Genomic DNA, 12223 nt, shown 5'->3' on the forward strand with positions numbered 1-12223 from the left:
TCCTAAAGCACATTGCGGCGCGACGGATCGACCGCCGCAAGCCCGTTGATGACATTCCGGCCGATCAGAACCGGATATTGGAATTTCGCACGGTCGCTCAACGTAAACTCCCGCTCCAGCGTCAGATGACCGATCCGGAACGTCATCATGACGGAAATCCGTTCGATCGACTCCGCATTGTGACGCTTGATGCGAACGGTTCGCACCACCGGCAGCTCGTATTTGTGGCTCGCCTTTCCGGACCGCGCCTCGACCACAAACGAAACCCATTTCTTCCCGTCCCGTTCGAACGTCCGGATCTCCCGCGCATCGATCGAACTCGTCGTCGCACCCGTATCGATTCGCGCCTCAAAGGGGGCCGAAAATTCCGGCAGGTGAATCACCTCGGTCTCTCCGATGATTCCGAGCGGCAGATCGGTCGTCACCCCCGGCGCGGCTGCCGGACGTTCCGCCTCAACCATCTGACGGCAGCAGCCTGCGGCAATCAGCACGGCGAAAACCCCGACCAACAGCGAAAGCAGACAGATCAGTTTCATTCATTCCTCTCCGCATTTTCCATTGCAAGAATAAATGATAAAATACTACAAAAGTACCGTTTTGTCAACACGTCAGGGCGGTTTTCTCGATGACAAAACCGCAATGTTTCCATATCAAAAAAGCCCGCCCCGAATCCGGGACGGGCTTTTCGAGCAGTCGCTCGGCTTACTTCATGATTTCGCCGAGGTTCTTGTAGAAGGTCATGCGGCGTTTCGCATCAGCCTCCGCCTTCGCGAGCAGATCCTCGGCATCGGCCGGGGAGGTCTTGAAGAGGGACTTGTAGCGGTTTTCGCTGCGGATGAACTCCTGGAAGCTCGCGGTGGCCTCCTTCGTCTCCCACTTGAACGGCTGCTCCTCAGCCGGGTTGTAGCGGTAGAGCGGCCAGTAACCCGCTTCAACCGCACGCTTCGCCTCGGTCTGGCTCTTGGTCATGTTGATGCCATGGGCGATGCACGGAGCGTAGGCCAGAATGATCGACGGACCATTGTGAGCCTCCGCCTCGCGAATCGCGGTCAGAGCCTGCTGACGGTTCGCCCCCATCGCAATCGACGCGACGTAGACGTTGCCGTAGCTCATGCACATGAAGCCGAGGTTCTTCTTGGTCAGGCGCTTGCCGCTGTTCGCAAAGAGCGCCACCGCGCCGATCGGCGTCGACTTCGAAGCCTGGCCGCCGGTGTTCGAGTAAACCTCGGTGTCGAGCACGAGGATGTTCACGTTGCGGTTCTGCGCCACGACGTGGTCGAGACCGCCGAAGCCGATGTCGTAGGCCCAGCCGTCACCACCGAGGATCCACACCGACTTGTCGACGAAGTAATCCTTCAGTTCGAGCATCTTCGCATAGACTTCGCGCTTCTCGCCCTCGGACTTCTCGACCGCGACTTTCAGCAGGTCGCCGAGTTTCTCCTGATTCGCGATCGCCTCATCGGAAGTGCTCTTCCAGTTTTCGACCGCGTAATCGAGAGCAGCCTTTATGTCGTCGCAGCAGACGCCGAGTTCGCGGATCTTTTCGATGCAGGACATCAGCTGCTTGCGGTTCGTATCGACCGCAAGACGCATACCGAAACCGTATTCCGCATTGTCCTCGAAGAGCGAGTTCGCCCAGGCCGGACCGCGGCCGTCCTTGTCCTTGCAGTACGGCAGCGACGGGAACGAACCACCGTAAATCGACGAGCAACCCGTCGCGTTCGCAACAATCATGCGCTTGCCGAAGAGCTGGCTGACCAGCTTCACATACGGAGTCTCGCCGCAGCCAGCGCAGGCGCCGCTGAACTCGAAGTACGGACGCAAGAACTGCGACCCCTTGACCGTCGAAGCGTTCGTTCCGCCCATGACGTTGTCCGGCAGCGACAGGAAGAAGTCGACGTTCGCATTCTGGCCGGCCGCACGCTCGTTCGGCGTGTGGGTCATGACCAGAGCCTTCTCCTTCGCCGGGCAGGTCTCGACGCAGACGCCGCAGCCCGTGCAGTCCTCGATGAAGACCTGCATGCGGAACTTGAGCCCGAGCTCCTTCTTGACCGGCGGCTTCGCATCGACCGTCTCGAACGACGCCGGAGCACCGGCCAGATCAGCCGGAGCGATCAGCTTCGAACGGATCGCGGCGTGCGGACACGCCATCACGCACTGGTTGCACTGAATGCACTTCGCGGAATCCCACTTCGGCACGCTCGGAGCGATGCCGCGCTTTTCATACTGCGAAGTCGCAGTCGGCATCGAGCCGTCATAGCTCATCGCCGACACCGGAATCTCATCGCCCTTCTGGTGAAGGATCGGCTTCATGAGCGTATTCGCAAACGTCCCCATCTCCGGAGTGATCGTCTCGATCGCCTCGAACGCGGCAACGCCGTCGAGCGAAGCCGGAACTGCGACCTCCTGAAGCATCGCCAGTGCGCGGTCAACGCACATCTGGTTCTGCTTGACGACATCGTCGCCCTTCTTCTTGAACTTCTTCTCGATACCGGACTTGATGTAGTTGATCGCATCGTCGGCCGGAATGATGTTCGCAAGTTTGAAGAAGCAGGTCTGCATGATGGTCGAAACATACTTCGGGCTGCCGATCTCAAGAGCGAGCTTGAGCGCGTCGATCGTGTAAACCTTCACATGTTTCTTGACGATCGTCTCCTGCATGTCACGGGTGAAGCTCTCGAATACCTTGTCCGCAGGAAGCTCACTGTTGATGAGGAACGTGCCGCCGTCGACAATTCCGGCGAGCATGTCGTAACGGCCGATGTACGCCTGATTGTGGCAGGCGACGAAGTTCGGCGCGGTGATCGTGTATTCGCTGGTGATCGGCTTGTCGCCGAAACGCAGGTGCGAAACCGTGATGCCGCCGGACTTCTTCGAGTCGTAGACGAAATAGGCCTGCACATACTTGTCGGTGTGGTCGCCGATGATCTTCACGGAGTTCTTGTTCGAACCGACCGTGCCGTCTCCGCCGAGACCCCAGAACATGCAGGCGGTCGTACCGGCCGGCTCCGTGACGATCGTCTCGTCGATCGGCAGCGAAAGTCCGGTCAAATCGTCATTGATGCCGACGGTGAAGTTGTGGGTGTTCTTCCCGTCCATGTGCTTGTAGATCGCCAGCACCATCGACGGCGTGAACTCCTTGCTCGCAAGGCCGTAACGTCCGCCGATAACGGTGACGTCGCGATCCGCGAGAGCGGCCTTGACGTCGAGGAAGAGCGGCTCGCCGAGGCTGCCGGGCTCCTTGCAGCGGTCGAGAACCGCAACCTTCTTGACGCTCGCCGGAATCGCCTTCGCAAAGACATCCGCGGCGAACGGCCGGAACAGACGGACCTTCAGAAGGCCGAGCTTCTGACCCTTCGCGTTCAGGTAGCCGATCGCCTCCTCGATGGTTTCGCAGGCGGATCCCATCGCGACGATGACCTTGTCCGCATCGGGCGCACCGACATAGTCGAAGAGGTGATAGCTGCGGCCGGTGACTTCCGCGACCTTGTCCATATATTTCTGGACGACGCCGGGGAGCTCCTGGTAACGCTTGTTGGTGGTTTCACGGCCCTGGAAGTAGACGTCCGGATTCTGGGCGGCCATCTTCGCGTAGGGCTTGTCCGGACGCAGCGCCCGGTTGCGGAAACGCTCGACATACTTCATGTCGAGCATCGATTTCATATCGGAGTAGTCGAGCAGCTCGACTTTCTGGAATTCGTGAGAGGTACGGAAGCCGTCGAAGAACGCGAGGAACGGGATCTCGCTCTCAAGCGTCGAAAGATGCGCAACGAGCGCAAGGTCGTGCGTCTCCTGGATCGACGCGGCCGAGGTCATCGCGTAACCGGTCGCGCGGCAGCTCATCACGTCCGAGTGGTCGCCGAAGATCGACAGCGACTGCGCCGCAAGCGCGCGCGCCGAAACGTGAAAGACGGTCGGGAGCATCTCACCGGCGATCTTGTACATGTTCGGAATCATGAGCAGCAGCCCCTGGCTGGCCGTATAGGTCGTGGTCAGGGCGCCGGCCGACAGAGAGCCGTGCACTGCGCCGGCTGCGCCGGCTTCGGACTGCATTTCAACGACTTCGAGCTTCTGGCCGAACATGTTCTTCTGACCCTGGCTGGCCCAGATGTCGGCGTACTCTCCCATCGTCGAGGAAGGGGTGATCGGGTAGATCGCCGCCACCTCGCTGAACGCGTAGGCAACGTACGACGCCGCGTAGTTCCCGTCGATGGTTTGCATTTTTTTAGCCATGATTCCTCCGTGATTGATTGGTGAGTAAAAGTTGGCTTCTTTTACAAAAAAATAACGGTTGCAACTCCAAAATCAAAATAATACCACAATGTACACCCGTTCGGCCGTTTTTGCAAACCGTTTCGCGCGATTTTCCGAAGGAATCCGGGCGAGAGAGAAGAAGATTTGCCGAAAAATCCATAACGAATCGGCAAAACTCCATTTGGCAATCCCCCCTTGCAGTCTATATTAAATGCAGAAAGAAGATTCCACAACCACATTCACGGGAAAGGCATCAATCATGCGCGTTCTGATTACGGGGGGAGCCGGATTCATCGGCAGCCATATTGCGGAATATTTTCAGGGGAAGGCCGACGTGCGGATTCTGGACAGTCTCCGCACCGGATTCCGGAAGAATCTCGACGGATTCGACGTTGAATTCATCGAAGGGGACATCCGCGACCGCGCCGTCGTGGCGAAGGCGATGAAGGACGTCGACTACGTCTTCCACCTCGCCGCGATGATCAGCGTACCCGAATCGATGACGAAGATCATCGAATGCATCGACATCAACGACACCGGCATGCTGGTCGTGCTCGAGGAGGCCGCCCGGGCCGGAGTGAAAAAACTCTGCTTCTCGACTTCGGCGGCGATCTACGGCGACAATCCGGTCGTGCCGAAGGTCGAGACGATGTTTCCCGAGCCGAAAAGTCCTTATGCGATCACAAAACTCGACGGCGAGTACTACTGCCGCATGTTCACGGAAACCGGCCGTCTCCGGACCGCCTGTCTGCGTTACTTCAACGTTTTCGGACCGCGCCAGGATCCGAAGAGCGCCTACGCCGCCGCCGTGCCGATCTTCACGGCGAAGGCGGTTGCGAACGAGCCGCTGACCATCTTCGGCGACGGCGAACAGACGCGCGACTTCATCTACGTGAAGGATATCGTCGCGGCGAACGTCTTCATGGCGACGCACGACTTCACCGGAGTCTACAACATCGCCTACGGCGGCAGAATCACGATCAATGATCTCGCAAAGGAGATCATCCGCCAGACCGGCTCGAAATCGGAAATCGTCCATCTGCCCGAGCGCCCCGGCGACGTGAAGCACTCGATGGCGGCGGTCGACAAGCTCAAGGCGACCGGCTTCAAGCCGTCGTACAGCTTTGCCGAAGGGATGGCCGCCACGGTCGAGTACTTCCGCAACCTGAAAAAATAATTCCGGGAGGAGGGCCGGGCGCCCCCCCCCGCCCTCCATATTTCTTCTCATTTCGCGGCGAAACGGATATCGAGTCGCAACGTCCCGGCGGAACTCGGACTTTTCAGGGTAAGCCGGTTCAGCGTTGAGTAATAGAGCTTCTCCTGCTCCGCCGTCCATCCGGCGGGGATCGTAAACTGCATGGAGTTCTTTTTTCCGGTGATCGTGACCTGCCGCCCCTCGATCGAGATCGGCAGCGGTGTGAGCCAGAAGAATGCCCCGCCGGACGCGGAATCGGCCGTCCTGTAGTGGTCGGTCAGCATGAGGCGATCCGGCGAATCCGAGCGGAGTTCGCGCCGCCGCTCAAGGAATTTCCCTTTCCAGAAGGGGAGCAGATCCATCACCGCATGGAACCGTTTCCCGTCGCCGGACGCCTCGAACTTCACTCCGGATGCGTACAACGCGGGCTCGACAAATTCCCCCTTCGCGTCGACCGGCACGAAAACGTTGTGACGCGGCGCGCTCTGCAGCACCTTCGCCATCGGGGAAGCATAGTTGCAGGTGCTCGAATCGGCGGCGAAGGTCTCCCCGTCGAATTCGATGAGAAACTGCCCGGCGTCGGCATGCTTATGCCCGGTTCTGGCCGCGTCGGCGAAAACCACGATTTTCAGCACTTTTCCATTCCATGTGCGGAAGGAGGATGCCGCGTTGATCGAATCGATCTTCAGAAAATTGCGGGGGCGGAACGCGAGCGGCTGCGGTGCGTCGGCAAAATATCCGTGACGGACCGCGTCAGTCCGGCGCGCCGGCGTCTCGAGCACCCGCCCGGCGAGTTCGAAGAAACTCGTACCGGGGAAGATTCCCGCCAGCAGAAAGATTCCCGGAGAGGTGATGTCGCTGCCGCTGTCGTTGACCGGCAGGAACCCCTGCCCCGGAACAGTGGACATCACAAGTTCGGCGTAATCGGGGACGTTCCGCAGGCACTCCGGCAGAATGTCGTTGAACTTCTTCCCGCGCAACCGCGCGTAAAGATAGTAGGAGGGAATCGCGTTCGAGAGCGTGTACTGGAAGTAGCCCGGCCCCTCGTGGAAACCACCGTCGGCAGGGAAGATATGATTCATCGCCTGATCGAGCTCCCGGATCGCCTGGTCGGTGTAGGGTTCAACATGTTTCCAGCCGGATTTCTCCATCGCGGCGTAGGCGGCGATGCGCGCATAGGAGAAAGCGGGCAGCTGGTTGTTGTAGTAGATGTAATCCCACTTCCAGGCGACGTAATTGGTGGTCGCCGTGCCGCGTTCTCCGAGCGCGCGGAGAATCAGGTTGCGCCCATGCGGCGTGAAAAGATCGTAGCAGAAGTCAAGCGTGAACGCCAGACTCTCCATCGCCTCGCATTCACTGAAACAGCGATGCTCGAAGGTGGTTTCCGGCAGAGAGGCCATCATGCCCGCCCCCCATTCCTGAGTGAGGATCAGTGAAATCGTCCGGCGGGCGGCGAGACGGAGCAGCTCCCGGTCACGAACGAGCACGCTGAGCCAGACGCAGTCGACGTTCCCGTAGAAATCGGGCCGGTCGTAATCGCGGTCACGGGCAAACCGCCGGTCCGTGAGCGGATAGGCCCGCAGAGATTGTTCCGGAGGGGGATTCTTCTTGAGACGGTCGGCCTCGTTCCGGAGCCGGGCGGCCAGCTCTGGCGAGGAGTCGAGCATCTTGCGAACCTGCTCCACGCGCGATTCGTCGCAGAAGATCTTCAAACCGGGCATTCCGGCCGGAACGGCATCGAGGCGGATAAAGCGGCTGAAATCGATTTTTCCGAGTTCCTCGTACTGTTTTTCGATCTCCTTGAGGCGTCCGGAGTCGGCGAGAATCAGATACTTCAGGATGCCGGAACTCTTCCCGGAACTCTCCAGACCGATGGTCAGCCGGCTCAGGCGGCGAGCGCCGGCAAGCGGCAGCACAAGTTCGGCGTTCCTGCGATCTCCGGAGACGGTGAATTCGGCGCGGAGCGGACCGCGATCCGACTCGGCTTCGAGGGTCACGCGGGTTCCGGCGATCAGGCTCGGACCGAGAATCAGCTGATCGAACCGGCTGCAGTCCAGGTCGAGTTTCCGGGTCAGCCTGAACCGGTTCTTCCAGCTCAATTCGACGTTGCACCAGGTCTGGCGGGCGGAGACCTCCTCGCCTTCGAGCTGCCAGAGCGGCAGGTCGCTCAACCCTTCGTCCCAGAATGCGCAAAGGACGCTTTCGGCCGTATTGAGCGGAATCGGCTGATCCGCCGCGAAAAGCGAAACCGCCAGCGAGATTCCCGCAATGATGGCGCGCAGTTTCATGCCTTCCCCCTGTTCATCAATAGGTTACGTCTATGGTGTACGGGGCGCCCGTCTGCCAGAAGACGCTCTCGCTCGGACCGGAGATCGAGAAGACGTTTCCCGCAAGGGAAACCATGTTGATCCGCCGGGAATGACGCGGATCGAGCGGATTCTTCGCCGAGGCGAAATCCATGTAGTAGGGATTGTTGAAACAGCCGAGCATGTAGGAGTCGGTCTTGTCGCCGCGCGTGTCGGCAAAGAGCACGAGTCCGGATGGATTTTTGATCCGCGTAATCGAATGCTTGTACAAGTAGTAGTTGTAACCGTAGTCGACGCTGCGGTTGTAGTGTCCGAGCCCGGGTTCCAGAGAGGGACAATCCGCAGGGGAATTCTTGCAGTAATCCGCGGCGACCTTTGTATATTTGGTATTCAGATACGCCGGATCGGCAAAATAGTGCCCGCACTGATACCAGTACCACCAGCCGTTGCCGGCGGTGTTGAGCATCGACGAGGGAAACGCGCGCTCGTTGTCGCCGATGTAGTGCGTGAAGAGCAGCCCGAGGGTTTTGAGGTTGTTCACGCAGGAGGTCGAACGGGCCCGGTCTCTGGCCTGGTTCAGCGCGGGCAGCAGCATCGACGCCAGAATCGCGATGATCGCAATGACGACGAGGAGCTCGATAAGAGTGAAGTTTCTGTTTTTCATATTTCCTCCGGGTTTGGTTTGGTTGTCCAGGTATTTTCCGGGATTCCGGGCGGCGGCTCGTAGTGTGCCGGGCCGCCGAGGCGCATGAAGCAGCGATGGACGATCAATCCGGTACCGAGTGCCAGAAAGGCGGCAATCGCTCCGATCCAGTAGATATAATGGTATTTATGCCCCGTCCAATCGAGAAATCGCCCGACCAGCGGGATGAATACGATATATCCGAGCGAGCAGACGATACCGCAGGCCGAGGAGAACTGCGCGAACGATGCACGCGGAAAAAGCCGCTGCTGAAGCGACGCCGTCGCCGTGAAGAACGTTCCGGAGATGACTCCATGTGCAACAAACGCGATTCCGAAGCTCGTCTCGCCCCGGATCCAGAAGCCGGCGACGCACCCCATCACCCCGTAGAGTCCCAGCACCGGCAATCCGAGCCGCAGCGGATGAAACCGGTCCGCGAGAAATCCGATTCCATAGGCCAGAACCAGCGAAATCGCATAAGTGATTGCCAGAAACCGTCCGTAGTGCTTCATCGGAATTTCGAGGCTCTGCGCGTAGAACATGCAGAACGAGTTGACCGGAGCAAATGCAAGCCCCGCGAAAAACAGCATCGCAAACACCAGCAGATAATAGGAATTCGAGTAACACTCCCGGAAATAACTGCGGATCGCGTAAAGCCCCCCGTGACCGGCGTCATCCTCCGGCGGTGGATATTTCCCCTCTCTGACCTTCAGGCACATCACAAAAAATCCGATCGCATACAGTGCGCCGATCGAAAGAAAAAGCGTCATGTAATGGACTTCCGCATAACCGAACAGCCAGTAGTTGAAGATGATTCCGGCAACCAGATTGATCGCGCGAAAGAGCCCGTAAAACCGCCCGAGCACTTTTGCCGGAACCACGTCGTTGATGAGAGCGCCGAACAATGCCCCGGCGATCGCGGAAGCGAATTCAAACGCAGCCCAGAAAAATCCCAGGAAACAGAGCGTCACTCCGTCTGCACTGCCGCAGAGATGAGTGGAAATCCACGTGCCGAGCATCGGACTGAAGGCCATGCCCGCCATCGCCCCGGCGGCAATCGGAGTCGTGAAGAGCAAATAGGGAATTCTCCGCCCGAGCCGGCTGCGGCAGCGGTCCGAGCGATAGCTGATGATCGGCCCGAGAAAGAGTCCGATCGCACTCGGCAGAGAAGCGATCATAAAGCCGTTGAGCATATCGGAGGCCCCGTGCCGTTTGAACATCAGCTGCACGATCTGAAACACGGACCGCTCCTTCATCTGTCAGGCGAAATCACCGAGCAGCAGCAGGAAAAACAACGTGACAAGAGCACTGGTCGTGTAGCTGAGCGTGCCGACTGTGTAGAGTTTCTGCCGTTCGGTCACCGCTTTACCTCCGGGGCAGTTTGCGACAGCTGTCATTGATGACAAGCGCCGACGACATGATCCGGTGAACCGGCGGGGTGTTTTCCGGATCGTCGCAGCGGCTGCTCAGAAAATCGACGGCGAGTTCCCCCATCGTTTCAAGCGGCATCTTCACACAGCTGATCGGAACGTCCGGCAGCGTTGCCGCGCCCATGTCGTCGAAACTGAAAAGCGAGAGCTCCCCGGGGATGCGCATCTGCGCCCGTTCCGCAGCGAGCAGCGTCGGCATGACGCAGCAGCCGATCGTCGCAAAGACCGCCGTCGGCCGCTGTTCCCGCAGGAAACGTTCAATCCCGCCGATGGAGTGGTCCCGGCAGTTGAGTTCCTCGGGCGGTTCGAGCTCCTCATCGCGAAACGCGTCGCGCCAGCCGTCGATGCGCTGAGCGCAAACGTCAAACTGCGCCCGGCTCGATTCTGAGAGTTTCGAATTGGAGATCACCGCGATCCGGCGGTGGCCGATCTGCAGCAGATACTCCACGACCCGTTTCGATTCGACCCGATAATCCGCGGAGAAATAGCTCAGATCCGGCTGAGGCGGCATCCGGTTCAGCAGAACAACTGGAGTCGTTTCGTTGATTCCGGCGAGCGTCTGGAAGTCGGCGGGCTGCGCCTTGACCAGCGCCAGGGCGTCGACCGGACCGGGTCGGATTCCGTTCTCGGAATCGAACTGAATCAGCTGAAGCCGGCAGCGGCGGTTCCCCGCACTGCGCCGCATCCCGCGGAGAAACGGTTCATAATAAAACGCCCCCCAGTCGTCGGAAACCACGTCGACGCCGATCACAAGCTCGCGGTCCCGTTCCGGCTGCGGCTTCGGATCATGGGTCAAAATCGACCAGCCGATTCCAGCCCGGCACTCCAGATAACCCTCGGTGGCGAGCAGCTGCAGCGCCCGCCGCAACGTCGGACGGCTCACCCGGTAGGTTTCCGACAGACTGTTTTCCCCGGGCAGTGCAATTCCCGGCACAAGTTTCCGTTCCCGGATCTCCGTCAGCAATGTCTCATAAACACGCTGGTAAGGCGCCAATGCCATTATTTCCCCCTTTTTCAATATTTGACATGTAAAATCTTCATGTAAATATTATGACGCAAAATTCTCGGAAAAGCAAGTCGTTTTCTCAAAAAAAAACTTTTTTTAAAGAAAAAATTCGTTTCGCTATTGACATTCGATGGATTTTTCGGTATAATTAACCCGTAGCAAATGTATCACAAATGTCTCAAAAGAAGAAAAACATGCAGGAACAGGAATCGAAGACGCGTTTGCGCGAAAGCGTGAAGATCCGGCACTACATCATGAATCTGATCTACCGGCATCCGAATGAGAAGATGCTGATACCGGGGTCGAATGAACTTGCCGCGATGTTCGGGGTCGGACGGGCGACGGTCACGCGGGTACTGAAGAATCTGGTGGAAACCGGCTATCTGGAAGGCCGCCGCGGCATCGGGACGTTCACGAAGATCCAGAATTTCATCCCGGTACATGGAGAGATGCCGCCGCTGGTCGGGCTGCTGGCGGGAGACGGCAAATACTTCTACTACCCCTACCACGTCTGGAGCCTCATGGCGAACAGCGGACTGGCACTCACCCGCAACGGCTGCAACGTCCGGACGCTGAATCTGACCGGCCCGGACGGGGAGTCGCTCTACACGGAGATCACGCATCAATATCTCGACGGTCTCGTCGCAGTCGACATCGGGCCGGAGCGATTCGATCTGATCCGGAGGCTGCATGACGAAGCGGGTCTGAAAGTCATCCTTCAAGTGACCGGCAGCCTCGAACTGAAAAATCCAGCGGTGGACAGCTTCAGTTTCGACTTCCGGGGAGCCGGGCGGGAAATCGGCCGGAAACTGCTTGAGGAAGGACGCAAGAGCATCGATTTCATCTTCCTGAACGAAGTGACCGCCGTTCTGCTGGATGGGATCCGTTCGATCTGCTCTGAAGCCGGTCGAGAACTGAAAGTAACGACCTTTCAATGGGATACGCCGGATGTATTTGCGAAGATCGCCGCCCGTTACCAGGATCGGGTTCCGGACGCAATCTACGTGCACGGCGAACATTACGACACGCTGCGCGACATCCTCGACCGGAGCGGCATCGACACTCGAAACCGCTGCCGCCTCATCGCGGAGTCTCATGCGATTCATTCGGAATATCACGGGCTGAGGCTCCACATTCCGTTCGAGGAGACCGGATTCGAAATCGGCAACCGGATCGCCCAGCACTTTCACACCTCGGGCATCACGCCGGAACACAGGATCATTCCCCTTTCCGTCTTTTCGGAAGGAGTTTGAACATGCAACAAAATTCTCACCAACAGTTGCTATGGTAAAAAGGAATGATGCAGCGATTATGAAATGAGAGAGGCTGATTCTCAAAGATGTGATACTG

At 58.6% G+C, this 12223-nt stretch carries 8 protein-coding genes; 2 read left to right on the forward strand and 6 right to left on the reverse strand.

The features are described 5' to 3' along the window. Positions 1 to 2 precede the first annotated feature (2 nt). Together Q0K10_RS06990 and nifJ are read right to left on the reverse strand one after the other, a co-directional pair. Complete coding sequence (locus Q0K10_RS06990; protein WP_294505041.1) at positions 3 to 536, reverse strand: RimK/LysX family protein; 534 nt, start codon at positions 534 to 536, stop codon at positions 3 to 5. 166 nt (positions 537 to 702) lie between these two features. Then, entirely contained in the window at positions 703 to 4233 is a 3531-nt protein-coding gene (nifJ, locus tag Q0K10_RS06995) for a pyruvate:ferredoxin (flavodoxin) oxidoreductase (RefSeq protein ID WP_294505043.1), read from the reverse strand. Positions 4234 to 4513: 280 nt separating this feature from the next. On the opposite strand from nifJ, the gene Q0K10_RS07000 reads away from it, so the two are divergent. Then, the gene (locus tag Q0K10_RS07000) at positions 4514 to 5431 is read left to right on the forward strand and encodes an NAD-dependent epimerase/dehydratase family protein (protein WP_294505046.1); all 918 of its coding nucleotides are present in this window, start codon (positions 4514 to 4516) and stop codon (positions 5429 to 5431) included. 47 nt (positions 5432 to 5478) lie between these two features. Here the strand turns inward: Q0K10_RS07000 and Q0K10_RS07005 are convergent, their stop codons facing one another. The 4 genes from Q0K10_RS07005 to Q0K10_RS07020 all read right to left on the reverse strand — a co-directional run bounded on the left by Q0K10_RS07005 (position 5479) and on the right by Q0K10_RS07020 (position 10867). Continuing rightward, positions 5479 to 7737, reverse strand: a complete 2259-nt coding sequence (locus Q0K10_RS07005) for a heparinase II/III family protein (protein ID WP_294505049.1) — start codon at positions 7735 to 7737, stop codon at positions 5479 to 5481. Positions 7738 to 7753: 16 nt separating this feature from the next. Next, a complete protein-coding gene (locus tag Q0K10_RS07010; RefSeq protein WP_294505051.1) occupies positions 7754 to 8419 on the reverse strand; it encodes a type II secretion system protein in 666 nt (221 codons plus the stop codon). Next, entirely contained in the window at positions 8416 to 9678 is a 1263-nt protein-coding gene (locus Q0K10_RS07015) for an MFS transporter (protein ID WP_294505054.1), read from the reverse strand. The genes Q0K10_RS07010 and Q0K10_RS07015 overlap by 4 nt, the downstream gene beginning before the upstream one ends. 124 nt (positions 9679 to 9802) lie before the next feature. Then, positions 9803 to 10867: a GntR family transcriptional regulator gene (locus Q0K10_RS07020; RefSeq protein ID WP_294505056.1), complete on the reverse strand. Its 1065-nt coding sequence runs from the start codon at positions 10865 to 10867 to the stop codon at positions 9803 to 9805. A gap of 200 nt (positions 10868 to 11067) precedes the next feature. Between Q0K10_RS07020 and Q0K10_RS07025 the strand changes: the two genes are divergently transcribed. Beyond that, positions 11068 to 12126: a GntR family transcriptional regulator gene (locus Q0K10_RS07025; RefSeq protein ID WP_294505059.1), complete on the forward strand. Its 1059-nt coding sequence runs from the start codon at positions 11068 to 11070 to the stop codon at positions 12124 to 12126. Positions 12127 to 12223 lie beyond the last annotated feature (97 nt).

The sequence above is a fragment of the uncultured Victivallis sp. genome (genome assembly GCF_944391105.1).
Lineage (GTDB): Bacteria > Verrucomicrobiota > Lentisphaeria > Victivallales > Victivallaceae > Victivallis.

What these genes read in the sequence shown, in the direction of transcription:
- Q0K10_RS07010 (WP_294505051.1), bottom strand. Translation starts at nt 8,419, where the DNA reads ATGAAAAACAGAAACTTCACTCTTATCGAGCTCCTCGTCGTCATTGCG.
- Q0K10_RS07025 (WP_294505059.1), top strand. Translation starts at nt 11,068, where the DNA reads ATGCAGGAACAGGAATCGAAGACGCGTTTGCGCGAAAGCGTGAAGATC.
- Q0K10_RS07005 (WP_294505049.1), bottom strand. Translation starts at nt 7,737, where the DNA reads ATGAAACTGCGCGCCATCATTGCGGGAATCTCGCTGGCGGTTTCGCTT.
- nifJ (WP_294505043.1), bottom strand. Translation starts at nt 4,233, where the DNA reads ATGGCTAAAAAAATGCAAACCATCGACGGGAACTACGCGGCGTCGTAC.
- Q0K10_RS07000 (WP_294505046.1), top strand. Translation starts at nt 4,514, where the DNA reads ATGCGCGTTCTGATTACGGGGGGAGCCGGATTCATCGGCAGCCATATT.
- Q0K10_RS06990 (WP_294505041.1), bottom strand. Translation starts at nt 536, where the DNA reads ATGAAACTGATCTGTCTGCTTTCGCTGTTGGTCGGGGTTTTCGCCGTG.
- Q0K10_RS07020 (WP_294505056.1), bottom strand. Translation starts at nt 10,867, where the DNA reads ATGGCATTGGCGCCTTACCAGCGTGTTTATGAGACATTGCTGACGGAG.